The sequence below is a fragment of the Pseudarthrobacter naphthalenicus genome (assembly GCF_029076445.1).
GTDB lineage: Bacteria > Actinomycetota > Actinomycetes > Actinomycetales > Micrococcaceae > Arthrobacter > Arthrobacter naphthalenicus.
The window spans coordinates 151,449-174,654 of record NZ_JARESG010000010.1; the positions used below are offsets into that span (position 1 = coordinate 151,449).

The following is a 23,206-nucleotide window of genomic DNA, read 5'->3' on the forward strand; positions in this document are numbered from 1 at the left end:
ACTTTGAGACAGCCGCTGCCCGCGAAGGCATCCGATGACAGACGGACGACGGCGGACGGGGCGTGGCTTGCCGTCCTGGCGGCGGGGATCGCAGCGGCCATGCATATCTGGAAGCTCCCTGCTGCTCTGGCCGGCATTCAAGCCGATCTGGGCACAACGCTGATCCAGGCCGGGCTGCTTCTGGGGATTATCCAGCTCGCCAGCGTCGTAGGAGGGCTGGTCACGGCCGTGGGCGGGGAACTGGCGGGTCTCCGCAGGCTGCTGTTAGCCGGGCTCGTCCTGCTGAGCGTCGCATCGACGCTCGGCGCGATGGCCCCCAGCACCGAACTGTTAATGGCAGCGCGGACTCTGGAAGGCATCGGGTTCCTGCTGGCGGTTGTCGTCGCCCCTGCCCTGATCCGCCAGGTGACCCCGCCTCAGCGCTTGAACGTGGCGCTGGCAAGTTGGGGCGCGTTCCAGGGCATGGCCACCCTCATTGGGCTGTCCGCCGGGGCTTTGTTCCTGCAGGCGGCCGGCTGGCGCGAGTGGTGGCTGGTGATGGCCGTCGTTACCTTGTTGCCCGTGCCCCTGCTGCTGCGCCGGGTGCCGCGGGACGTGGTCCCTGCTGATACCGGTCTGCGGGCCGCGGTCCGCAAGGTGGCCCGGACTGTGTCCACCCGCCAACCGTGGATCATCGGCCTGGTCTTTGCCTGCTACACCGCGCAGTGGATTGCCGTGCTCGGTTTCCTGCCGTCCATTTACCGGTCAGCCGGGCTGGAAGGCCCGTTGCCTGGCATCCTCAGCGCTATTGTGGGCGGAGTCAACGCGTGTGGCGCACTCAGCGCAGGACCGCTCATCCAACGCGGTCTCTCGGAGCGCACAATTATTTTCTGGACCTTCCTGGCAATGGCAGCCGCCTCGGTGGCAACGTTCGCCGTGGACTGGGAAAGCACCGGCCTCGGTATCGTTTTTCAGGTCGCCTTCATTGCAGCGTTCTCCGCCGTCGGCGGGCTCATCCCAGCCGCGGTGACCAGGTACTCTGTCCGCATTGCCCCCGCGGACGGTTCCGTCACCGCAGTGCTGGGCCTGACGCAGCAGATCTTCAATGTGGGAAACTTTCTGGGACCCATGCTGTTTGCCCTGCTCGCCACCAGCACCGGGGGGTGGGGCACTACGTGGTGGCTGACCTGCGCGCTAAGCGGTGTGGGCATGGCGCTGCTGGCCTTCGTTGGCCACCGTGACGGCACCATTGACGGAGCGGCAGGGCACCCCGGAAAGCTGCTTTCCGCCCAACGGAAAGCTCAAATGTAAGGCCCATCACACGAGCTTAGAGTCAAGGAAACGCCGCTCCAAACGGCAAGACTTCCCCTTCAACGATTGGGCATCAAGTGTCTGAAACTCCCCTCACCGCAAAGCGGGGCACCGCGGCTTCCCGCGATCCCCGCACCTGGTCCCGGGCTAAGCGCAACCGCTACGGCTGGTTCATGACGTTCAGCCTTCTCTTCCTGATGATGCTCAGCTGGGCTGACAAGGCAGTGCTCGGCATCGCCGCCGTGCCGCTGATGAAACAGCTGGGCATCACGCCCGAACAGTTCGGCCTCGTGGGCAGTGCCATGTTCCTGACCTTCGGTGTGGCCCAGCTCGTGGCCGCACCCATCGCGAACAAGGTGTCCAGCAAGTGGATCCTGCTGGTCCTGTGCCTGCTGTGGTCCGTAGCCCAGGTCCCCATCCTTCTGTTCGCCTCCTTGCCTGCACTCTGGGCAAGCCGCCTGCTGCTGGGAGCCGGCGAAGGCCCGCTGGCGCCGGTTCTGATGCATGGCATCTACAAGTGGTTCCCCGAGAAGAAGGGCGCCACCCCGGCGGCACTGGCCTCATCCGGCGTGACCCTGGGCATCGTGGCATTCGCCCCCGTCCTGGCCTGGGTCATCGGGCAGTTCGGTTGGCAGACCGCATTCGCGGTGCTGGCCACCGTGGGGCTGATCTGGTCTGTTTTCTGGGTCACCGTGGGTAAGGAAGGCCCGTACACCAGCCGGAAGGCTGAGCAGGAAATCGACGGCATCGCGCCGAAAGAAGCTCCGGTGGTTTCGGAGGCCAAGGTTAGCTACTGGCGCACCATCCTCTCCCCCAGTTGGATCTTTGCGGTGCTTGCCTCCTTCTTTGGCTACTGGACGTTCACCCTTGCCATGTCCTGGGGACCTGCCTACTTCCAGAACGTCCTGGGCTTCACCGGGCAGCAGTCCGGTGCCATGATCGCCCTCCCGGCCGCCTGGGGCACCATCGCCACCGTCGGTTTGAGCGCGCTGACCCAGCGCCTGCATCTGAAGGGCGTTCCCACCAGGAAGGCACGTGGCTGGGTACTGGGCGGCGCAGGCTCCTTTGCCGGGGCCTGCCTGGTTGGGGCGACCATGACCGCTTCCCCGGCGCTGTCGATCGCCCTCATGGTCTTCGGCTTCGGCACTGCCCCGGCACTCTTTGCCATCACTTACCTCGTGGTCGCAGAGCTCACCACCATTGGGCAGCGCGGTGCCAACCTGTCCATCGCCAATGCAGTACTCACCACCGGCGGAGTCTTCGCGCCGGCGGTTTCCGGCTTCCTGATCGGCGGTGCGGCCACGCCTGCTGAAGGTTACCGGGCAGCTTTCGCCCTTGCTGGCGGTCTTTTGCTGACGTTCGGCGTCCTTGCGCTGGTCTTCGTCAACCAGCAGCGCGACCGCCGCAGGCTGGGCCTTGATGCAACTGCCGTCCCCGCGGCCGCTGCATTCCCTGTTGGTTCGGCCACCGTGGCCGGCGCGGCGCCTGCGTCCATCGCGTCGCCGGAGTCCTTGGAGGCAGGCCACCGGGCATAAGCACCACAGCGCCCAAGTCACGTGCGTGGCCCCGGAGAGGTAAGTCGCCGCTCCGGGGCTATCACACTGCCGCAACTCAGGAAGGAACGTGGAAGGAAACACAATGGAGGACCTCAAGCCTGGCAGGGAACGATCCGGCTTCTCGGAGCGTGTCCTGCGCGGCGGCACCGAGCCTGACCCCCGGTTCACGCTGGCAAACGAACGCACCTTCCTGGCGTGGATCCGGACCTCGCTCGCGTTGCTGGCCGGAGGGGTCGCCGTCGAAGCCTTCGCGGCCGACCTCTTCGGCGCCGGATTGCGTAAGTCGGTAGCCGTTCTGCTGCTCGTGCTCGCACTCCTGATTGGGGGCGGGTCGTTCTTCCGCTGGCTGAAGGTTGAGCGCTCCATGCGTCGCAAGGAGCCGCTTCCGCTGCCTTGGACTGCCCCGATCCTGGCAATTGGCGGCGCACTCGTGGCCGGGACAATGATGGTGTTCGTCCTCGGCCGCCCCTTCTGAGCCGTGACCTCACAACGTAGACCACCTAGCCATGGGGACCCGGGACTCCAACCGGAACGCACGGATCTGGCCTGGGGTCGCACCACCCTGTCCCTTGTGGTTGCGGCCGCAGTGTTCCTGCGTTGGATGCCTCACCACGGCTTGGTTGTGAGCGCCCTGGTCGCGGCACCGCTGGCCACAGCGCTGGCCATCAACTTCTCCCGCAAGCGACGCTTCCACCACGCAATCAACGGCATCAACCAGGAAGCCATCACTCCCGACGTCGTTTCAACCGCAGCCATCGCGGCCAGCGTCCTTTTCCTCGCCTGCCTGGGGATCTATATCGTCCTCTTCCTTCCCATGGAGCACTGACTTCCTTCCCGTGGAGCACTGGCCCGGAGGGACCGGCGCATCAGGGCTGGGCCGGGCTCTGCTTCCGTAGATCGGCCTTTCTGATCTTTCCGCTGGCTGTGCGCGGCATGTCATCCACGAACACCACCGACTTGGGGATTTTGTAGCGCGCCAGCCTGCCCTCAAGATGGGTCCGCAACTCAGCCTCGGTGAGCTGGGCACCGTCCCGCAGCAGCACCACGGCACGGGGAACTTCGCCCCATTTCTCGTCCGGAACCCCGATCACTGCCACGCTGCCCACGGCGTCAAGTTCGCTGATGGCCTGCTCCACTTCTGCCGGGTAGATGTTCTCACCGCCGGAAATGATCATGTCCTTGAGCCGGTCGGCGATGAACACGAATCCTTCCTCGTCCGTGTAGGCGAGGTCGCCGGATTTGAACCAGCCGCCGTCTGCATAGGATTCGGCGGTGGCGTCGGGCCTGCGCCAGTATTCCCTGATCACATTGGGGCCCTTGATCTGAATCTCCCCCACGGTTCCCGGTGCCGCGATGCCGGCGATCGGGTCGGCGATCCGGACATCGGTGAAGAAATGCGGAAGCCCGGCGGAACCGGCCTTGTCACGGGACCGCGACGCGGGGAGGACCGTCGCTCCCGGGGCGGTTTCGGTCATGCCGTAACCGGTGCCGATCTGGAGCCCCCGGGACTCGTAGGCGTCGAGCACCCGCATGGGGATCGCGGATCCCCCGCAGGTGAGCTTGTTCAGCGAGCTGAGATCGGTTGTTGCCCACGCCGGGTGTTCGCAGATGAGCTGATAGGTGGTTGGGACCCCGCTCATCGTCGTGACGCTGTACTGCTCGATCAGGCTCAGGATCCTGGCCGGATCAAACCTGGATTCGAGGATGACCGCTCCGCCCTTGAGGAGCGTCGGCAGGACGCCCATGTCCAGCGACGCCACGTGGAACATCGGCGAAATCATCAGCGCCACGTCCTGCGAGGAAAAGTCGAAGTCCACGATCACGTTGATGCAGTTCCAGGTGACGTTGCCGTGGGTCAGCAGGGCGCCCTTCGGACGGCCCGTGGTCCCGGAGGTGTAGAGGATCAAGGCGCCATCGTCGAGTTCCACCGGCACATCAACGTACTGGTCCGCACCTGAGGCGAGTACCGTGTCGAAGTCCTCCGCCGCCGTCGTGCCCTGTCCGCCGGCCGCTTCGGGGGCAGCCGCCGCCCCGGCGGAATCATCCACTGAGATGCGCCAGGTGACTCCCGTGCCTGCCACGCCGGCCGTGGCGAGGCCGGCCAGGCTCCCGGCGTGGATGAGTGTTTCTGCGCCGCAGTCCTGAAGTTGGAACTGGATCTCCGGCGGGGCCAGGCGCGTGTTGAGGGGGACGAAGATGGCCCCCAGCTGCCCGCAGGCGAAGAGCGTTTCAAGGAATGACGGATGGTTGTCGCCCAGGTAGGCCACCCGGGCCCCCTTCGTCACTCCCCTGTCCCGGAGGGCGCTGGCCAGCCGGACGCTCCGGTCAGCGAGCTCCCCGTAGCTGGTCTCCCGGTCGCCGCTGATGAGCGCGGCCTTGCTGCCGGACTTGGGACGGCGGCGCTGCAGCCATGAGCCGATGCCAAAGTTTTCCACGGCAAATCCTTTCTGCTGTGAGGTGGGGTCGCTGATACGGACTCTGAGGGCCGGGTGTCAGGACTTCACTGTCAGGAGGTTGTTGTTCTTCGGTTCCCGGGTGAGCAGGATGAAAACGATCGACACGACGGACATGACGGCCAGGTAGGTGACCACCGAGGCAGTGTCCTGGCCGGAGTCCTTGAAGATCTGGGCCACAATGCCAGGGGTGAAGCCTGCGCCCAGGAGGGTGGCCAGTTGGTAGCCCAGTGATGCCCCGGTGTAGCGGGACGTGGTGCCGAACTGCTCGGACACAAAGGCTGCCAGCGGCCCAAACAGGGTGGAGTGGATCATCAGGCCGATGGCGAAAGCCACGAAGATCAGCATGATGCTGTTCGAGGACAGCAGCTGGAACATCGGAATGAGGTAGATGATGAACAGGACCAGTCCGCCGATCATGACCGGCCGGCGTCCCAGTTTGTCGGAGAGTTTCCCACCCAGGATGACAAACACGATGGACAGGGCTGACGCCGCCGCAAACGCGTACAGCACGCCCTGCCGGTCCGCGCCCTTGGATACGGCGTAGGTGACGGAGAAGGTTGCCAGGACCACCTGCAGGGCGAAGCCGGCGGCGCCAGCGAGCATGGTGAAGATCAGGGTCTTGGGCCGGCGCAAAACCAGCAGCAGCGGAATGTCGCGTTTGGCGGTGATGCCCGCCTGTGCGGCCTCCATGTCAGCCTGCGCCTGTTCAGCTTTTTCCTGTTCCAGCGCAGCCTTGAAGATGGGGCTTTCGGAAACCTTGAGGCGGACGAACATGCCCACGCCCAGCAGGACAAAGGAGAGCAGGAACGGCACGCGCCAGCCCCAGCTGAGGAACTGGTCGTTGGGCAGGGCAGCGAATGCGCCCATGGCGAGGGTGCCGAGGACGGCGCCTGTGGGAGCGCCCGCATTGACGAAGGAGGCCGCGAAGCCGCGCTTGCCGGATTCGGAATGTTCCAGCGCCATGAGTGCTGCACCGCCCCACTCCCCTCCCACGGCAATGCCCTGGAAGACGCGGAGGAGGACCAGGAGCACCGCACCCCAGGGGCCCGCCACGGAGGCATCCGGGACCACACCGATCAGCGTGGACGCGATGCCCATCATCAGCATGGAGATGATCAGCATGTTCTTGCGGCCGAGCTTGTCGCCGAAGTGGCCGAAGATGATGCCGCCCAGGGGACGGGCCACGTAGCCGGCGGCGAACGTGCCGTAGGCGGCCACCACGCCCACCCAGTCGTCCATCCCGCTGAAGAAGACCTTCGGGAATACTACTGCGGCGGCGGTGGCGTAAAGCAGGAAATCGTAGTACTCGATGGTGCTGCCCAGGTAGCTGGAGGCGATGACGGTGCGCGCTTCCTTGCGCCGCTCGGCAGTGCCCATGGCTTGCAGCTGGTTGACTCCGGACATGGTTGTTCCTTCTTTGACTGCTGTGGAGAAAGGTTGGGGTCTACTTGTAGAACCGGGCCAGGAACTCTGCAACGACGGCGGGGCGTTCCTGCCCTTCGATTTCGATGGTGCTGGCGACTTTGATCTGGGCGCCGCCCTTGACCTCGGTGACTTCGGCGATGGTGGCCTGCATCCGGATGCGTGAGCCCACCTTCACCGGGGACGTGAAGCGGACTTTGTCCAGGCCGTAGTTGACCTTGGTGGTGACGCCCTCGACGTCGAACAGCTCGCCCCAGAACGGGATGATGAGTGAGAGGGTCAGGAAGCCGTGCGCGATCGGCGCGCCGAACGGCCCGTCCTTGGCGCGCTCAGGGTCCACGTGAATCCACTGGTCGTCACCGGTCGCGTCAGCGAACTTGTTGATTTGTTCCTGAGTGATTTCGGTGTATTCGGTGGCGCCGAGATCGGTGCCGGAAAGGGTGAGCAGTTTGTCGAAGTCGACGACGAGGTTGGGCATCTTTGCCTCCTGGTGAGGTGTGGTTGGTTGTTTTGTCTTTGTGTAAGTACGACGGCGGCTGCCGGGCTTCCGCCGTCGGCGCCGCTCAGCGGGTGGTTGGCGCCGCCGAGCGGGTGGTTGGCGCCGGTCAGCGGGTGAAGGCGCTTTCGCCGGTGAGGGCCCGGCCGATGATGAGTGCGTTGATCTCGTGGGTTCCCTCGTAGGAATAGACGGCTTCTGCGTCCGCATGGAAGCGGGCGACGTCGGTGTCCAGGGTGATGCCGTTGCCGCCCACCACCTCGCGGGCCAGAGCCACTGTTTCGCGCATCAGCAACGACGTCTGCATTTTGGCCAGGGCTGACTCCTGGTCGCGGTAGATGCCCTTGGCCTGTTGCTCGGTCAGCCGCACCACCAGGGACAGGGAGGCGGTGACGTTCCCGAGCATCCGGGCGAGTTTCTCCTGGACCAGCTGGAACGAGCCGAGGCTGCGGCCGAACTGCTTACGCTCATTCACGTAGCCCAGGGCCGCTTCGAAGGCGCCGGCCTGGAGGCCGGTGGCGATCCATGCGACGTCCGAGCGCATGGCCCGCAGCATCGCCGCGACGTCGCGGAAAGAGTTCACGTTGTGCAGGCGCATCGCCTCGGGCACCCTCACCCCTGTCAGGGTGATGTGGGCGTTCTGCATCATCCGCAGGGACGTCTTGCCGTGGATCTTCTCCAGCGTCACCCCGGGTGCCTCCCGCTCGACGAGGAAGGCTTTCACCTGTCCGTCCGCCACATCGCGGGCGAACACGGCCAGGACGTCGGCGGTGGAAGCGCCGCCGATCCAGCGCTTCGCGCCGTCCAGGATCCAGCCGTCCCCCTCGCGCCGTGCCGTAGTGGACAGTCCGCCGGCGATGTCCGAACCTGACTCGGGTTCGGTGAGTGAGAAGACTCCCTTGAGCGAGAAGTCGATCACCCTGGGCATCCACTCCCGCTGCTGGGCCTCGGAGGCGCCCACACGGATGGCCGTGCGGAAAAGCCCCGCCTGCGCGGTGTACCACGTGGCCAACGACGCGTCCGTGCGGGCGAGTTCGAAGATCCGGAAGCCCTGGTAGATGCCCCGGGCAGGAACAGGTTCAGCACCGGAGGCCCCGCCCGTCAGTTCGGCCGGTTCCATCAGGTCCAGGTCGATCAGCGGCTGACCCAATTCCGTGGGGAACTCGCCGCGCTCCCAGTGATCGGCCAGCAGCGGGTGCGCCTTCTCGTCCAGGAAGCTGCGAAGCCTGCCCAGGACCCGGCGTTCGCCGTCGGTCAGCAGCGACTCGGCGTCGTAGTAGTCACAGACGCCGTACAGGCGTTCCGGGCTTGCCGTTGCCTGACCTGCGGCCAGGGTGGTTTCGGTGCTCATCTCAGCCTCCGAGCCCGAGCAGGCGGACGGCGTTGTGCTTGAGGATTTTGGGCCGGACCTCGTCCTTGAGTGGCAGGTCGGCGAACGCGCCGAGCCACTTCTGCGGGGTGATGAGCGGGAAGTCGGTGCCGAACAGGACCTTGTCCTGCAGGACCGAGTTGGACATCCGGACCAGGGACTCCGGGAAGTATTTCGGTGACCAGCCGGACAGGTCAATGAAGACGTTGGCTTTGTGGGTGGCGATGGAGTTGGCTTCGTCCTGCCAGGGCACCGAGGGGTGGGCCATGATGATCTGCAGTTCCGGGAAATCGGCTGCCACCGCGTCGAGCAGGAGCGGGTTGGAGTAGGCCAGTTTGATCCCGTAGCCGCCGGGCAGGCCTGCGCCCATGCCGTTCTGGCCGGTGTGGAAGATCGCGGGCAGTCCGAGTTCCTGGAGTGTTTCCCAGAGAGGGTAGAACTGCTCGTTGGAGGGGTCGAAGCCCTGCAGGGAGGGGTGGAACTTGAAACCGCGGGCCCCGAGTTCAATGGCCTGGTGCTTGGCCCTGGCGATCGCTTCTTCCCCGGTGCGCGGGTCCACGCTGCCGAACGGAATGAGCACATCGTTGTTCCTCGCGGCGCCCGCGATCAGGTCCGGGATGCTGTTCGGCTCGTGCTTGAGCTGGGTCCGCGCGTCCACGGTGAACACGACGGCGGCCATGTTCAGTTCCCGGTAGGTTTCAGCGATGCGGTCAAGGGACGGGGACCGGTCCTCGGCTTTGAAGTACTTCGCGGACGCCTCGGTCAGGGCCGGCGGCAGCGATTCATGGCCGTGGCCGTCCACCTCCAGGTGAACGTGCATGTCAATCGCATCGACTTTGGCGGCATCGATGCCGAGTTCGTAACGCATACAGATGTCCTTAAGTCAGGTGGCCGGAGCAGGGTGGCTAGCGGGTCGGGGCCGGCTCGGGCTTGAGCTCCTCGGGCAGCGGGAGGAATTCCTCGCCGTAGCTCTGGAGCGTGTCGGCGTTGAACAGCTCACCGGCGTTCTCGAGCAGGGCGTCGTAGCTCCACCCGCCCTCGCGGTATTCGGTGGTGGCTGCCTCGGGGTGCGTCCAAACCTGCAGCCGGTCTCCGCCGGCACCGATGACCTGCCCGGTGATCCCTGCCGCGGCATCGGAGGCGAGGAACGCAACCAGGCCCGCGACGTCGTCGGCCGTTCCGAAGCCCAGGTCATGCCGGAAGAAGGAGGGCATGACTTCGCCGCGCTCGTCGGCTTCAACGGCCTTCTGGAAGTACGGGACCGTTTTGGTCATGGCGGTGGCGGCCACGGGAATCACGCTGTTGACCGTGACGCCGGCCTTCTTCATTTCCAGGGCCCAGGTGCGGACCATGCCCACGATGCCGGCCTTGGCTGCCGCGTAGTTGGTCTGGCCGAAGTTGCCGCGCTGGCCCGTAGGGGAACCGATGGTGATGATCCTGCCCGGGATGTTGTTTTCCTTGAAGTAGGCGAATGCCTCGCGGACGCAGGTGAAGGTGCCCTTCAGATGGACGTTGATGACCAGGTCGAAGTCCTCGTCGGTCATCTTCAGGAGGGACTTGTCCCGCAGGATGCCCGCGTTGGTCACCAGGATGTCCAGGCGGCCGAAGGCTTTGACGGCGCCTTCTACCAGCGCCTTGGCGGCTTCGGTGCTGCCCACCGGAGCGACGACGGCGGTGGCGCGGCCTCCGTCTGCCTCAATTTGGGCCACAGCCTGGGCGGCCGTGTCGGCGTTGACGTCGTTGATGACGACGGCGGCCCCCTGGCGTGCGAGTTCCCGGGCGTAGGCGAGGCCAAGTCCCTGACCGCTTCCGGTGACGATTGCTACTTTCCCTGACAGGCTCATCGCTGCTCCTTTGCATTGCGCCCTTGCGGCGGATTCCCCGGGAGGCCGGCATGTGATGCCCGTCTCCCTTGTCTGGTTCAATAAGAAACCAAATCCTTGAAAAAGTCAATCATTTATTTCTGCATCCAAACTTGCGCTGCTTCCGACCCGCGCCGCGGGTCCGGAATTTCCGCCAACACGGCGTTCGGTGGGATCATTGAATAATTCAACGAAACAGCCCGCCGGCCCGAAAGGCATCATGACACTCCAGGCAACGGACGCCGCCGTAAACTCCAGCGAGCCTTCCTCGAGACTGGCGGAATCCAGCATCAGCAATGACATGGGTTTCCTGCTGGCCAAGCTGCACGCGGCCGGAAGTGTGCTGAACAATGCCGCCCTGGCCGAGTTCGGGCTGAAAGAGCGCTCCTACTCGGTGCTCGCGCTGGCCTGCGGCAACCTCGGCCCTACGCAGCGGGAGCTGGCTGAGTTCCTCAGCCTTGACCCCAGCCAGATTGTCGCCCTCATTGACGAACTGGAGCAGCGCGGCCTGGTGGAACGGAAGCCGGGGGTTTCGGACCGGCGGCAGAAGCTGGTGGCCGCCACCGCGGAAGGCCGGAAGGTCCACGGCTCGGCACAGAAGGCCACCAAGGCCGCCGAAGCCCGGCACCTGAGCATGCTCTCCGAGCGGGAAGTGGCCTCGCTGCGGGCAATCCTCCGCAAGGCCGTGTGGGCCGAAGAGACGCCCGCTTAAGAATGCCCTGCGGCAGGTCCGCTGTGGATTGTCCGGCTATGCCACCCGGCAGGATTCCGCGGAAGACTACACACGGGAGAACTGGAGCCTCCTGTCAGATTCGAACTGACGACCCCCGCTTTACAAGAGCGGTGCTCTGGCCAACTGAGCTAAGGAGGCGCACCCATACCGGGTGTGCGCCTGAACGGCGCTAGATAAGGTTAGCCCAAGTCCGCCCGCTCGTAAAAACGCGCGCACCGCCGTCGTCAATGGCCCAGCGCAGCGCGGCCCACAAAGAAACGACAATGGCCCGGCCCCGGAGCGAACCGGGACCGGGCCATTTTTCAGCTGGGCTGCGGACGGATCAGCCCTTCGCGGCGATCGCGGCCTGGAGGAAGTCCGGGAACGGGGTCTGGGCGCTGGCGCCCTTGCCCCACTGCTGGCCGTCAACAAACACGGTGGGCGTGCCGGTCACACCGATGGCGGCGGCTTCCTTGGTGGTGAACTTCACGAACGGGCGGTAGGTCTTATCATCCACACAGGTGTCGATGGGCTTGGCCCCGACGTCGGTGGCCATCTTCTTCAGGTCATTGTCGGAGATGCCCGCGGAGCCTTCGGCAGGCTGCTTGGCGAAGAGCGCATCAACGAAGGCGGCGTACTTTTCCGGGGACTCATTCACAACGCAGGCGGCCGCGTTGGCTGCACGGGAGGAGTAGTTGGTGGAGGACCGGCTGTCCAGGAAGCCAAGAGCGCGGTATTCGACACTGATCTTGCCCTCGTTGCGCAGCGAGGTCAGCTGCTCGTTGTACTGGGCCTCGAAGTTCTTGCAGACCGGGCAGATGAAGTCGATGTACAGGACCACCTTGACCGGCTTGCCGGCTTCGGCCTGGGCGCCCGGCGCAACCACCTCGGCAGGGGCGGCCTGCGGCGGTTCGCCCACGGACGCGGCGTCAACGGTGGCCGGTTCGGACTTGGCAACCTCGGAGTTGGCGAGCAATGTGATGCCGCCGTGAATGTTGCCGTTGGCCGGAGTCGGTCCCTGATCGGCGATGGGCGCGTTCTGCCGCATCGTCGTGGTCACCACCAGAGCCACCACCGCAAGGATGGCCACTACGGCCACCACGATGCCCCAGCCGATCAGCAGCTTGTTGCGCTTGTCCTTCTTAAGCTGGGCCTCCCGGATCAGGCGGGCCTTCTCGCGCGCCTCCGAAGTGCGCTCAGCCTTGGACTTACGTATTTCATTTGCGGGGCTCATGTGTTCCTAGGGTCGATCGACATAGGGGGACCACTCTGTGGCGACTCCATCCATTTTAGGACAGAAACCTGAGAGCTTGCCTTTTCAAGTATTAGTCCCTGATACCGGCGGACGAATGGCCCCGAAGTATCCATCCTATTAAGGTGGCTTAAAGGCACAAGCAACCCCAGGGGGCCGCAATGCAAACACCCGTCCAGGAAAAACCCACAGCCGTACCCGAAGGCCACCCGGCCCCGCGCGGCCACCGGTCGCCCACCAAGTACGACTTTATGGTGGTGTCCAACAGGCTGCCTGTTGACCGCACCGCGCCCGGTGAGAGCGGAGACGACGGCTCCGGCTGGCGCCGCTCCCCCGGCGGGCTGGTGACAGCCCTCGCCCCCATGATGACCAAAACGGACGGCGCGTGGGTGGGCTGGCACGGCGCCCCGGACGAAACCGTCAAGCCCTTCAGCCACGGCGGCATGGACCTGGTCCCGGTCCAGCTGAGCACGGACGACGTCGAGCTCTACTACGAGGGCTTCTCCAACGCGACCCTGTGGCCGCTCTACCACGACGTCATCGCCCCGCCCGAGTTCCACCGGACGTGGTGGGACGCGTACCGCAAGGTCAATCAGCGGTTCGCCGACGCCGTCGTGCACCACGCGGACCACGGTGCCACGGTGTGGGTCCAGGACTACCAGCTGCAGCTTGTGCCGCGGCTGCTCCGCGAGGCGCGGCCGGACCTGAGGATCGGGTTCTTCAACCACATCCCTTTCCCGCCGCCGGAAATCTTCGCCCAGCTGCCCTGGCGCAAGGCCATCATCGACGGCCTGATGGGCGCCGACCTCGTCGGCTTCCAGCGCCCCAGCGACGCCGGCAACTTCATGCGTTCCGCCCGCCGGTTCCTTGGCGCCAGCGTTAAGCAGCAGCAGGTGCATGTGAAGGGCCACGACGGCAAAATCACCCACATCGCACGGGCCCAGGCCTTCCCCATTTCCATTGACGTCGCCCACATCAATGAACTGGCGCACAAGCCGGAGATCATCGAACGGGCCCGCCAGATCCGCCAGGACCTCGGCAACCCCAAGACCGTCCTGCTGGGTGTCGACCGCCTGGACTACACCAAGGGCATCCGGCACCGGCTCAAGGCGTTTGAGGAACTCCTCAACGAAGGCAAGCTGGCCGTCACCGATGCCACGCTGATCCAGGTGGCCAGCCCCAGCCGGGAACGGGTGGAGCAGTACCGGCTCCTGCGCGAGGAGATCGAGGGCACGGTGGGCCACATCAACGGCACCTACGACACCATCCAGAACACGGCCGTGCGCTACCTGCACCACAGCTACCCGGTGGAGGAGATGGTGGCCCTGTACCTCGCCGCGGACGTCATGCTGGTCACGGCCCTGCGTGACGGCATGAACCTCGTGGCCAAGGAGTACGTCACCGCCCGCAAGGACAACGACGGCGCCCTGGTGCTCAGCGAGTTCGCCGGCGCGGCCGACCAGCTGAAGCAGGCACTGCTGATGAACCCGCATGACATCGACGGCCTCAAGGACACCATCATGCACGCGGTCAACATGTCCCCGCGGGAGGCTGCACGCCGCATGCGCGCCATGCGCAAGCAGATCCTGGAGCACGACGTCGACCACTGGTCGGCGGATTTCCTCGCCGCCCTGAACGAAAAGGTTGTCCGCGATGACTCCTGAAAGCCGCCCCGCCAAGCATCCCCTCGCCCTGTCCCCCGAACTCCGGGAGGCCGTCCGGCGCATCGCCGGGACCGACCACCTGCTGGTGGCTTTGGACTTCGACGGCACCATTTCCCCGATTGTGGACCGCGCCGGAGACGCCCGCCCGCTCCCGCGTTCGGCTACCGCCCTCGCCGGGCTGGCCGCCCTTCCGCGCACGACGACGGCACTCCTCTCAGGCCGTGCCCTCGCCTCCCTGCGTGCGGTGGCGTCGCCCCCGGTGGACACCCTGCTGATCGGCAGCCACGGGGCTGAAGCCTGGCTCGGCCCCGGCTCCACGGAGCTGACCCTCGACGAGGACCAGCGAATCCTGCTCGCCGAAGTACGCGGCCTGCTTGAGGAAATCGTGGAGCAGGCGCCGGGCACGCTGCTGGAAGACAAGCCCGCCGGCGTGGTCCTGCACACCCGCCTCGCTGAGGACGACGTCGCCGAGGACGCGGTGGCTGCGGCCCGTTCCCTCCTCCAGGACCACAAAGGCGTGTTCCTGAAAACCGGCAAGCGCGTCCTGGAAACCTCTGTGGTCAACGCGTCCAAGGGGGAAGGCCTGACCTTCCTGCGCCAGATTACGGGGGCGACGGCGGTCCTCTTCGCCGGAGACGATGTCACCGACGAGGATGCCCTGGGCCGGCTTGAGCCCGGCGATGTGGGCGTGAAGGTCGGACTGGACTTCACCCAGGCAGAGTTCCGGGTGGAGTCGCCGGTTCACGTGGCGGAACTGCTGGAGGCGCTGCTGCAGGAGCGGAGCCTGGTGGTGGCCGAAGAAGAACCCGGGCCCGCCTGAGCCTGGACCGCATGGTCAACCTCACATGTGACCTCCGTAACATTTGCAACAATAACCACGGCGTCTGACATACTCTTGGTTGTGATGTGGCGCACAGAACCGTGCGGCGTCACGCGATACTCCTCGGCTTCGGCCGGGGAGTACACGGCTGCAATGCCGTGGATAACTGAATTACATGACCATTCACTACGGATCGTCCGGCACGTACCTGCCGGTGAAGGGATTGATAACTGTGGCTACAGTTACTTTTGATAACGCTACGCGTCTGTACCCGGGCACAGAAAAGCCCGCTGTTGACAAGCTCAACATTGAAATCGCCGATGGCGAGTTCCTGGTCCTCGTTGGACCCTCCGGTTGCGGTAAATCCACCTCCCTGCGCATGCTCGCCGGCCTTGAGGACGTCAATGCGGGCCGGATCCTGATCGGCGACCGTGACGTCACCGATGTTCCGCCGAAGGACCGCGACATCGCAATGGTGTTCCAGAACTACGCTCTCTACCCGCACATGACTGTTGCGGACAACATGGGCTTCGCGTTGAAGATTGCCGGCGTCTCCAAGGAGGAGCGCGCCGAGCGCGTCCGTGAAGCAGCCAAGCTTCTTGACCTTGAGCCGTACCTGGACCGCAAGCCGAAGGCACTCTCCGGCGGTCAGCGCCAGCGTGTTGCCATGGGCCGCGCCATCGTCCGTAACCCGCAGGTCTTCCTCATGGACGAACCGCTCTCCAACCTGGACGCCAAGCTGCGTGTCCAGACGCGTACGCAGATCGCGTCCCTGACCCGCCGCCTGGGCGTCACCACCGTCTACGTCACCCACGACCAGGTCGAGGCCATGACCATGGGCGACCGCGTCGCCGTGCTGAAGGACGGCCTGCTGATGCAGGTTGACACCCCGCGCAACCTCTACGACAAGCCCAAGAACGTCTTCGTGGCCGGCTTCATCGGCTCCCCCGCCATGAACCTGCTGGAACTTCCCGTCGTCGACGGCGGTGTCCAGTTCGGCGGAACGGTCTACCCCGTGCCGCACAACGTCCTCGAAGAGGCCCATGGCAGCACCGTCACCCTGGGCAGCCGGCCGGAAGACCTCGAAGCCGCCCCGCAGGGCGAGGGCCTCAAGGTTGAAGTGGACGTTGTTGAAGAGCTCGGCGCCGACGCCTACGTTTACGGCCACACCACGCTGGACGGCAAGAACCACGACATCGTGGCACGCGTCGACGGCCGCCGCCCTCCGATGAAGGGCGAGTCCATCTACGTCCGTCCGCAGTCCGGCCACGTGCACCTGTTCGACACCAAGACCGGCCTGCGCCTGGGCGACTAGTCCCCACCGGCGCCTTAGCCACCCGGTGATCGAGACTCTCGAGAACCACTGAACGACGGCGGCCCTCCCCCACAACGGGAGGGCCGCCGTCGTTCGTTGAAGGCATTTTGCCACTGGCACCCTGATGTACGAAAGAATTGACTCATGACCGATGAAAACAGCGCCCAGTGGCACGATGAGCCCACCGACTACGCGCAGGTGGGCAAACTGCCACGGTTTGAGGCGGCAAGCGCCAATGATTCCAAACTCGCCGCCGTCTCGAGTTCGCTGAGCATCACGGCGGCCGCGGCGGATCCCGAACTCCTTGACCTGCCCTGGCACATCGCGTTGGAGGACTGGCCCGCGGAGAACCTCGCGGCCCTCCCCCGCGGCATCTCACGCCACATTGTGCGGTTCGCGCATCTGGGTGGCTCCGTCATTGCCATCAAGGAAACGTCGGAGCACATCGCCCGGCATGAATACCACATGCTCCGTAAGCTGGCGCGCCTGGATGTCCCGTGTGTGGACCCGGTGGCGGTCATCACCGGCCGCACCACCGTGGACGGGCGGCCGCTGAACCCGGTGCTGGTCACGCGCCACCTGAAGTTCTCCATGCCGTACCGCGCCCTGTTCTCCCAGATGCTGCGCAAGGACACCCTGACCCGACTCATCGACGCCCAGGCGCTCCTGATGGTCCGGTTGCACCTGGTGGGCTTCTACTGGGGCGACGTTTCGCTGTCCAACACGCTGTTCCGCCGTGATGCCGGCGCCTTTGCCGCCTATCTGGTGGATGCCGAAACGGGCGAGCTGTACCCTGACCTGTCCACGGGCCAGCGCGAATATGACCTTGAGATCGCCCGGGTCAATATCGCCGGTGAGCTGATGGACCTCCTGGATGGTGGCCTCATCGAGGAGAAGGTGGACCCGGTAGCCACCAGTGAACTCATCATGGAAAGTTACCGCCGGCTCTGGGCAGAACTGACGGAGAAGGAGTCCTTCGAACTCGGCGAACGCTGGCGTGTGGCCGCCCGCATCCGGCGGCTCAACGAACTCGGCTTCGACGTCGAGGAATACGCCATCAAGACCACCCAGAACGGGACCACCATCCAGCTCCAGCCCAAGGTGGTGGACGCCGGCCACCACATGCGCCGGCTGCTCCGCCTGACCGGGCTGGATGCCCAGGAAAACCAGGCCAGGCGCCTGCTCAATGACATGGACACCTTCCGGGCGGACAACAACCCGGGGATGGACGAGGAATACAGCGCCCATCTGTGGGTCAGCCAGGTGTTCGAACCAATCGTCCGGTCCATCCCCCGCGACCTGTCCCGCAAGCTGGAGCCTGCCGAGGCCGTGCACGAGGTCCTGGAACACCGCTGGTACATGTCCGAGGAGCAGGCCCGCCACATCCCCCTCGCCGAGGCTGTGCAGTCCTACATCGATTCGATCCTTCGCCACCGCCGCGACGAGGCCGCTATCATGCTCAACCCGGACACCGGCATGCTGAAGATCCTCGAAGCGGAGAACGAGGAGTCCCGGTACGGGGATGAGGAAACCATCGACGAGTATCCGGACGTCGACGACTAAGACCCGCCGGGGCTGCAGCACGCTTGGGTTAAAACCCAACTAGGTAGCAGTAACTGTCGTTATGGGCGCTCAAAACGACACTTGCTGCTACCCAGTTTCGTAGATGCGGCTCAGATGGCCTTGCCGGGGTTGAGGATCCCGGCCGGATCAAAGAGTGCCTTGATGCTGCGCTGGAGCTCCCTGACCGGCTCCGGCTGCTCCAGGCCCAGCCAGCGCAGTTTGTACTGGCCCACCCCGTGCTCCCCGGTGATGGTCCCGCCCATGTCGAGTGCCGCGACCACGGAGGCATCCAGGGCCAGGTTCAGCCGCCCCATGGCATCCGCGTCGACGGCGTTGTCCTGCCGGTCAATCCAGAATGTGGGGTGCAGGTTGCCGTCCCCCGCGTGCGCCACCACCTTCAGCTTTACATGATGCTTCGCTGCCAGGTCTTCGAGGGCGGCCACATAGTCCACCAGGCGTGACCGCGGCACCGCAACGTCCTCCCCCACCCGGTATTGATCGTCCACTTCAACGCCGCGGCTGTTCCGGCGGAGCTCCACCAGTTGTTCCGCTTCAGCAGTGGATTCGGTGCTCACCGTTGCCCCGCCGGCGGCGAGCACGGAACGCACGACGTCGGCCTCCGCCGCCGCCCCGAACCCGTCGGTTTGGATCAGGAGCAGCGAACGGCCCCGTGAACTCAGATCCGAGCCGTGGAGGTGGTCCAGCTGGGCCAGCGTGCCGCCGTCGAGCAGTTCCATGATGGCCGGCTGCACCCGGGCCCGTCCCACAGCCAGGACGCCGGCAGCGGCCTGCCGGAAGTCCGGGTAGAACGCGGCGACGGTGCGGATGTCGCGGGGCAGGTACTTGAGGCGCACCGTCACCCCCACCACTATTCCCAGCGTCCCTTCGGAACCCACGAACAGGCCGGTAAGGTCGTAGCCGGCAACACCCTTGAATGTCTGATGCCCGGTGTGGATGAGGGACCCGTCCGCCAGCACCACATCCAGGGCCAGCACCGAGTCCCGGGTAACGCCATATTTGGCGCACCGCAATCCGCCGGCGTTGGTGGCTACGTTGCCGCCGATGGTGGAGGTGCGGAAGCTCGCCGGATCCGGCGCATACATCAGCCCGTACTCCGCCGCGGCCTCGTTGAGTGCCGCGTTCACCACCCCGGGCTCGACGACGGCGGTCTCGTCGTCCGCGTTCAGGTCAAGGATGCGGTTCATCCGTTCCAGTGACAGGACAATGCAGTTCCGGCTCGCGTGTGCGCCTCCGGAAACACCGGTCCCGGCTCCCCGGGCGACCACCGATACCCCCTGGGCGGCGCAGAGCCGGACCGCGGCCTGGACTTCCGGCACTGTGCGGGGGAAGACCACGGCCAGGGGCAACTGGTAGTCCAGCACCGGGGCCTGGTCCACGGCATAGGTGGGCATGATTTCTTCCGCCGTGCAGACTTGGCCCGCGCCGAGTGCGCCAACCAGCTCTTCAACCAAGCTGCCCACGCAGCCTCCATCCGTCGTCGTCATTGGTGCTCCTAGTCTAGGACGCGCCATCGTGACGATACCCGGCAGTAATGTGTCTTGGGCGGCGGCTGCAAACGTTTCCACAGGTCAGCAGGAAGTTCCCCAGGAATCGACGCGGAAACTGAACGGCCAACATGGAAGCGTTTTCACACTTTCACGCATTCGCGCCTAGGCTGTCCCCATGTCCGTAGATACAGTGACTTACGCCACACCACCACTGACGAGTCCTTTGACGCTCATCCACGAGGCCAGCCAGGCCCCCGGGTGGTGGCGATCGGCGGTCATTTACCAGGTGTACCCGCGGTCCTTCCGCGACTTGAACGGCGACGGCATCGGTGATCTTGCCGGGATCACGGCGGAACTGCCCCACCTGGCTGACCTCGACGTGGACGCTGTCTGGCTGTCACCGTTCTTCAAGTCGCCGCAACGGGACGCCGGGTATGACGTTAGCGATTACTGTGATGTCGACCCGATTTTCGGTACGCTGCTGGATTTCGACGTCCTGATGGCCGAGGCCAACCGCCTGAACGTGCGGGTCATTGTGGATCTGGTACCCAACCACTGTTCTGACCAGCATGTAGCCTTCCAGGCCGCCCTCGCCGCGCCGGCAGGAAGTCCCGAACGGGACATGTTCATCTTCCGCGATGGCACCGGACCCGACGGCAACGAACCGCCGAACAACTGGCAGTCCCATTTTGGCGGACCGGCGTGGACCCGGATCACGGGTCCCGGCGGCCAGCCCGGCCAGTGGTACCTGCACCTTTTTGATTCCTCCCAGCCCGACTTCAATTGGGACAATCCGGCCGTTCATGCCGAATTTGAACGGGTGCTCCGCTTCTGGCTGGACCGTGGCGTCTCCGGCTTCCGGGTGGACGTTGCACATGCCCTGGTCAAGGCGCCCGGACTCCCCGGCTGGGGCGGCCGGGCCGATGGCGGCAGCTCGGACGGCTTCCCCGGCCACGAGGCACCCATGTTCGGCCAGCCCGCGGTGCATGACATATACCGGGCCTGGCGACGGATCCTGGACGAATACGGGGCGGACAGGATCCTGTGCGCCGAGGCGGGCGTGGACCTCCCCCGTCTGGCCCACTGGGTCCGTCCCGACGAAATGCACCAGGCCTTCAACTTCCCGTTCCTGCACGCCGGGCTCGATGTGTACCGGCTCCGCGGCGTCATCACCGACTCCCTGACAGTCCTAAACGGCGTGGGCGCACCCAGCACGTGGGTACTCTCCAACCACGACGTCGTCAGGCATGCCTCGCGCTTCGGCTACAACGGTCATGGGCCCCGCGACGGCGACGGCATCGGCCCCGCCGATCCCCAGCCGGACACGGACCTCGGCCGCCGGCGGGCAGCGGCCGCCTCGATGTTTATGCTGGGCCTGCCCGGCGCCGCCTACCTCTATCAGGGTGAGGAACTCGGTCTGCCGGACGGCACTGACATCCCGGGGCACCTGCGGCAGGATCCCACGTTCGCCCGCACCGGCGGGGAGCGCCTGGGCCGTGACGGCTGCCGCGTCCCTTTGCCGTGGCGGGCCGCTGAACGGCATCTGGGTTTCGGCGCCGGGGCAGATCCCTGGCTCCCCCTCCCGGCGAGCTTTGGGGAACTGGCGCGGGACGCCCAGGCCGCTGCGCCGTCGTCGCACCTTAACCTCTACCGCAGCATGCTTGCGCTCCGCCGCGGGCTGGACCTCGGCAGCGGGTCCCTGGCCTGGGCGGAGGACTGGTGCAGCGGCTCATCCCTCGCCTACGTCAACGGCACTACGCTGGTGATCATGAACCTCAACCACGAGCCCCTCGACCTGCCGGCCGGCCGCGTCCTCCTGCGGAGCGCAGGACCGGAGACAGGCCACCGCCTCGCCTCAGGTGAAACGGCGTGGCTCTGCCTTGATGGAGGCGGCGCGGAATAGTGGGACTCGCGGGCATCAAAGACGTTGCCGACCGCGCCGGACTTTCGATTGCCACGGTGTCGAGGGCGCTCAGCGGCAAGGCGAATGTGTCGGCCAGGAGCCGGCAGTTGGCCAAGGCCGCCGCAGACGAGCTCGGCTTCGTCCCGTCGTACCACGCCTCGAGCCTCGCCTCCGGCCGCAACCACAATGTGGGCCTGGTAGTGCCGTCCGTCCACCGCTGGTACTTCTCATCAGTGGTCGAAGGTGTCTCCGGCGCGCTCCTGGACGCGGGCTATGACCTCACGCTGTACAACGTGGGCGATCAGCCGGACCGCCGCCAGAGCGTCCTCACCGATTTCCTGCTCCGCAAGCGGCTGGACGCCGTGATTGCGGTGGCGCTGGTCCTCAGCGAGGCCGAGATTCAGCAGCTTCTGGCCATTCACCGTCCCATCGTGGGCATAGGCGGTGCGCTGGCCGGCGCCTCCACCATCAGGATCGATGACGCTCGCCTGGCCCGCGCCGCTACTGAGCACCTGATCGGACTGGGACATACGCGTATCGCGCACCTGACGGGAGACGGAGAGCTCAACCGGGACTTCAAGCTTCCCGGGATCCGCCGCGCCGGCTTTGAAGCCGCGATGGCTGCCGCAGGCCACAATGTCCGCCCGGAATGGACCGTCTCCGCGGATTTCACCATCCAGGGCGCCTACGCCAGTGCCCGCACACTCCTCGCCACCGCGGCCGAGCGGCCCACGGCCGTATTCGCTGCCTCCGACGAAATGGCCATCGGCACCATTCTCGCCGCGCGCGACTTCGGGCTGCGCGTGCCGCAGGATCTTTCCGTGATCGGCATGGACGGCCACGAACTTGGCGAGGTGGTCGGACTGACCACCATCAGCCAGGATCCCCGGGGGCAGGGGGCGCTTGCCGCCCGGCTGCTGCTGGAAAGGCTCGACGCCGGCGCGGAGCCGCGTTCCAAAGGCGCGTCGCCGGCTCCGGAGCCTACCGACCGGGAATACCCCACCGAATTCCTGGTCCGGAACAGTACGGCTGTTCCGCCGTTGTGAGGTGGCGACCCGCCGGCCTACCGGCCCGTGTCCCCACCCATGAACCGGACGAAGCGGTCCAGCACTACCGGCCAGCCCTGCGCGTAAACGGCCCGGGCCGCGGCCGGGTCCTCGGCGCCTTCCCAGCCGTCATGTACCAGCCGGATCTCCGTCCCCTCCGGTACCGCCCTGAAGGCAACCCGCAGCTCAGTGGACCACATGGCCGTGGTTCCCGGATACCAGGAGGCGTGAAAGGAGAGCGGCGGCTGCCAGTCATCAATGCTGCCCCAGACCGCGGTCCTGCCATCATCGGCGGTCTCCAGAATGAGGATGTCCTCAAATTCGACGTAGGAGCCCGCCCCAAAGACGCTGTTGGATTCCATCGGCCACCACAAGTGGGTGTGGTCCGTGAACCCGGCAAAGGCCTGGGCCACCGGCCCCGGCACCGTCACGGCGTGGATGACAGGCTCGAGGCTTTCCCTGGGCTCGGCTTGGCCGGACGGGGCATCTTCTGCGTGACTGAAAAGGTTCTCCATGGACGTCAACTGTACGCGGCCCCCTTTGAAACGCTCTCTCAGTTGATGTGGGTTTTCCGTGGATGCTCTCGCAGTTGATGTGGGTTCCCGGCGGACGCTCCCGCGGTTGATGCTCCGCTGGACGGCGGTGGGCGGGCGTATGCCGTGGGTGTGGGGTGTTGTGCCGTGGCCGGGGGTGCGGGAGGGTTTGGGGATTTCCCGCGTTAAGTGAGAGAGCGTTTTGTGGGTGCGGCGGGTGCCGGGCTGCGGGTGCCGGGCTGCCTGGATGCAAGGGGGGTGGTTAAATGTGGGAGACCCCCCGACACGTGTGTGTCGGGGGGTCTCAACCATTTTTAATGGTGTTCCGGCGGTGACCTACTCTCCCACACCCTCCCGGGTGCAGTACCATCGGCGCTGTGGGTCTTAGCTTCCGGGTTCGGAATGGGACCGGGCGTTTCCCCCACGCTATGACCGCCGT

General features: G+C 65.6%; 20 protein-coding genes, 1 tRNA gene and 1 rRNA gene. 11 read left to right on the forward strand and 11 right to left on the reverse strand.

All coding sequences use genetic code 11. The features are described from left to right. The first annotated feature begins 3 nt into the window (after positions 1-3). The 4 genes from PY310_RS11935 to PY310_RS11950 all read left to right on the forward strand — a co-directional run bounded on the left by PY310_RS11935 (position 4) and on the right by PY310_RS11950 (position 3,672). Positions 4-1,290, forward strand: coding sequence for an MFS transporter (locus tag PY310_RS11935; protein WP_275214597.1), 1,287 nt, complete (start codon positions 4-6; stop codon positions 1,288-1,290). A gap of 77 nt (positions 1,291-1,367) precedes the next feature. Next, entirely contained in the window at positions 1,368-2,825 is a 1,458-nt protein-coding gene (locus PY310_RS11940; protein WP_275214598.1) for an MFS transporter, read from the forward strand. 103 nt (positions 2,826-2,928) lie between these two features. Beyond that, the gene (locus tag PY310_RS11945; RefSeq protein WP_275214624.1) at positions 2,929-3,321 is read left to right on the forward strand and encodes a YidH family protein; all 393 of its coding nucleotides are present in this window, start codon (positions 2,929-2,931) and stop codon (positions 3,319-3,321) included. Positions 3,322-3,417: 96 nt separating this feature from the next. Beyond that, positions 3,418-3,672: a hypothetical protein gene (locus PY310_RS11950; RefSeq protein WP_419095478.1), complete on the forward strand. Its 255-nt coding sequence runs from the start codon at positions 3,418-3,420 to the stop codon at positions 3,670-3,672. Between the two features lie 40 nt (positions 3,673-3,712). On the opposite strand, the gene PY310_RS11955 is transcribed toward PY310_RS11950, so the two are convergent. The 6 genes from PY310_RS11955 to PY310_RS11980 form a co-directional block, all read right to left on the reverse strand. Continuing rightward, positions 3,713-5,281 carry an acyl-CoA synthetase gene (locus tag PY310_RS11955; protein ID WP_275214600.1) on the reverse strand — a complete coding sequence of 523 codons (1,569 nt, stop codon included), beginning with the start codon at positions 5,279-5,281 and terminating at the stop codon, positions 3,713-3,715. 57 nt (positions 5,282-5,338) lie between these two features. Next, a complete protein-coding gene (locus PY310_RS11960; protein ID WP_275214601.1) occupies positions 5,339-6,706 on the reverse strand; it encodes an MFS transporter in 1,368 nt (455 codons plus the stop codon). Between the two features lie 40 nt (positions 6,707-6,746). Then, positions 6,747-7,202 carry a MaoC family dehydratase gene (locus PY310_RS11965; protein ID WP_275214602.1) on the reverse strand — a complete coding sequence of 152 codons (456 nt, stop codon included), beginning with the start codon at positions 7,200-7,202 and terminating at the stop codon, positions 6,747-6,749. 127 nt (positions 7,203-7,329) lie between these two features. Next, entirely contained in the window at positions 7,330-8,571 is a 1,242-nt protein-coding gene (locus tag PY310_RS11970; RefSeq protein WP_275214603.1) for an acyl-CoA dehydrogenase family protein, read from the reverse strand. Position 8,572: 1 nt separating this feature from the next. Further along, a complete protein-coding gene (locus PY310_RS11975; RefSeq protein WP_275214625.1) occupies positions 8,573-9,463 on the reverse strand; it encodes an amidohydrolase family protein in 891 nt (296 codons plus the stop codon). A 31-nt stretch (positions 9,464-9,494) separates the two neighbouring features. Continuing rightward, positions 9,495-10,433, reverse strand: a complete 939-nt coding sequence (locus PY310_RS11980) for an SDR family NAD(P)-dependent oxidoreductase (RefSeq protein ID WP_275214604.1) — start codon at positions 10,431-10,433, stop codon at positions 9,495-9,497. 238 nt (positions 10,434-10,671) lie between these two features. Between PY310_RS11980 and PY310_RS11985 the strand changes: the two genes are divergently transcribed. Continuing rightward, positions 10,672-11,163 carry a MarR family winged helix-turn-helix transcriptional regulator gene (locus tag PY310_RS11985; RefSeq protein WP_275214605.1) on the forward strand — a complete coding sequence of 164 codons (492 nt, stop codon included), beginning with the start codon at positions 10,672-10,674 and terminating at the stop codon, positions 11,161-11,163. Positions 11,164-11,245: 82 nt separating this feature from the next. Here the strand turns inward: PY310_RS11985 and PY310_RS11990 are convergent. After that, positions 11,246-11,322 (reverse strand) — tRNA-Thr (locus PY310_RS11990). A gap of 184 nt (positions 11,323-11,506) precedes the next feature. Then, complete coding sequence (locus PY310_RS11995) at positions 11,507-12,397, reverse strand: DsbA family protein (protein WP_275214606.1); 891 nt, start codon at positions 12,395-12,397, stop codon at positions 11,507-11,509. A gap of 179 nt (positions 12,398-12,576) precedes the next feature. Between PY310_RS11995 and PY310_RS12000 the strand changes: the two genes are divergently transcribed. The 4 genes from PY310_RS12000 to PY310_RS12015 all read left to right on the forward strand — a co-directional run bounded on the left by PY310_RS12000 (position 12,577) and on the right by PY310_RS12015 (position 17,777). Beyond that, positions 12,577-14,079 (forward strand): alpha,alpha-trehalose-phosphate synthase (UDP-forming), encoded by a 1,503-nt coding sequence (locus PY310_RS12000; RefSeq protein ID WP_275214607.1) that lies wholly within the window; start codon positions 12,577-12,579, stop codon positions 14,077-14,079. Next, positions 14,069-14,899 carry a trehalose-phosphatase gene (gene otsB / locus PY310_RS12005; RefSeq protein WP_275214608.1) on the forward strand — a complete coding sequence of 277 codons (831 nt, stop codon included), beginning with the start codon at positions 14,069-14,071 and terminating at the stop codon, positions 14,897-14,899. Before PY310_RS12000 ends, otsB begins: the two co-directional genes overlap by 11 nt. A gap of 232 nt (positions 14,900-15,131) precedes the next feature. After that, entirely contained in the window at positions 15,132-16,214 is a 1,083-nt protein-coding gene (locus PY310_RS12010; RefSeq protein WP_275214609.1) for an ABC transporter ATP-binding protein, read from the forward strand. Between the two features lie 144 nt (positions 16,215-16,358). After that, complete coding sequence (locus tag PY310_RS12015) at positions 16,359-17,777, forward strand: DUF4032 domain-containing protein (protein ID WP_275214610.1); 1,419 nt, start codon at positions 16,359-16,361, stop codon at positions 17,775-17,777. 110 nt (positions 17,778-17,887) lie between these two features. On the opposite strand, the gene PY310_RS12020 is transcribed toward PY310_RS12015, so the two are convergent. Beyond that, positions 17,888-19,282, reverse strand: coding sequence for an FAD-binding oxidoreductase (locus tag PY310_RS12020; protein ID WP_275214611.1), 1,395 nt, complete (start codon positions 19,280-19,282; stop codon positions 17,888-17,890). Positions 19,283-19,460: 178 nt separating this feature from the next. Here PY310_RS12020 and PY310_RS12025 point away from each other — a divergent pair, with 178 nt between their 5' ends. Further along, a complete protein-coding gene (locus tag PY310_RS12025; protein WP_275214612.1) occupies positions 19,461-21,188 on the forward strand; it encodes a glycoside hydrolase family 13 protein in 1,728 nt (575 codons plus the stop codon). Further along, the gene (locus PY310_RS12030) at positions 21,188-22,234 is read left to right on the forward strand and encodes a LacI family DNA-binding transcriptional regulator (RefSeq protein ID WP_275214613.1); all 1,047 of its coding nucleotides are present in this window, start codon (positions 21,188-21,190) and stop codon (positions 22,232-22,234) included. Before PY310_RS12025 ends, PY310_RS12030 begins: the two co-directional genes overlap by 1 nt. Positions 22,235-22,251: 17 nt before the next feature. On the opposite strand, the gene PY310_RS12035 is transcribed toward PY310_RS12030, so the two are convergent. Beyond that, on the reverse strand, positions 22,252-22,749 hold the full coding sequence (locus PY310_RS12035; protein WP_275214614.1) for an SRPBCC domain-containing protein: 498 nt from the start codon (positions 22,747-22,749) through the stop codon (positions 22,252-22,254). A 341-nt stretch (positions 22,750-23,090) separates the two neighbouring features. Beyond that, a 5S ribosomal RNA gene (gene rrf / locus PY310_RS12040) occupies positions 23,091-23,206 on the reverse strand.

What these genes read in the sequence shown, in the direction of transcription:
- PY310_RS11945 (WP_275214624.1), top strand. Translation starts at nt 2,929, where the DNA reads ATGGAGGACCTCAAGCCTGGCAGGGAACGATCCGGCTTCTCGGAGCGT.
- PY310_RS11960 (WP_275214601.1), bottom strand. Translation starts at nt 6,706, where the DNA reads ATGTCCGGAGTCAACCAGCTGCAAGCCATGGGCACTGCCGAGCGGCGC.
- PY310_RS11965 (WP_275214602.1), bottom strand. Translation starts at nt 7,202, where the DNA reads ATGCCCAACCTCGTCGTCGACTTCGACAAACTGCTCACCCTTTCCGGC.
- PY310_RS11970 (WP_275214603.1), bottom strand. Translation starts at nt 8,571, where the DNA reads ATGAGCACCGAAACCACCCTGGCCGCAGGTCAGGCAACGGCAAGCCCG.
- PY310_RS11980 (WP_275214604.1), bottom strand. Translation starts at nt 10,433, where the DNA reads ATGAGCCTGTCAGGGAAAGTAGCAATCGTCACCGGAAGCGGTCAGGGA.
- PY310_RS11985 (WP_275214605.1), top strand. Translation starts at nt 10,672, where the DNA reads ATGACACTCCAGGCAACGGACGCCGCCGTAAACTCCAGCGAGCCTTCC.
- PY310_RS11995 (WP_275214606.1), bottom strand. Translation starts at nt 12,397, where the DNA reads ATGAGCCCCGCAAATGAAATACGTAAGTCCAAGGCTGAGCGCACTTCG.
- PY310_RS12000 (WP_275214607.1), top strand. Translation starts at nt 12,577, where the DNA reads ATGCAAACACCCGTCCAGGAAAAACCCACAGCCGTACCCGAAGGCCAC.
- otsB (WP_275214608.1), top strand. Translation starts at nt 14,069, where the DNA reads ATGACTCCTGAAAGCCGCCCCGCCAAGCATCCCCTCGCCCTGTCCCCC.
- PY310_RS12015 (WP_275214610.1), top strand. Translation starts at nt 16,359, where the DNA reads ATGACCGATGAAAACAGCGCCCAGTGGCACGATGAGCCCACCGACTAC.
- PY310_RS12020 (WP_275214611.1), bottom strand. Translation starts at nt 19,282, where the DNA reads ATGACGACGACGGATGGAGGCTGCGTGGGCAGCTTGGTTGAAGAGCTG.
- PY310_RS12025 (WP_275214612.1), top strand. Translation starts at nt 19,461, where the DNA reads ATGTCCGTAGATACAGTGACTTACGCCACACCACCACTGACGAGTCCT.
- PY310_RS12035 (WP_275214614.1), bottom strand. Translation starts at nt 22,749, where the DNA reads ATGGAGAACCTTTTCAGTCACGCAGAAGATGCCCCGTCCGGCCAAGCC.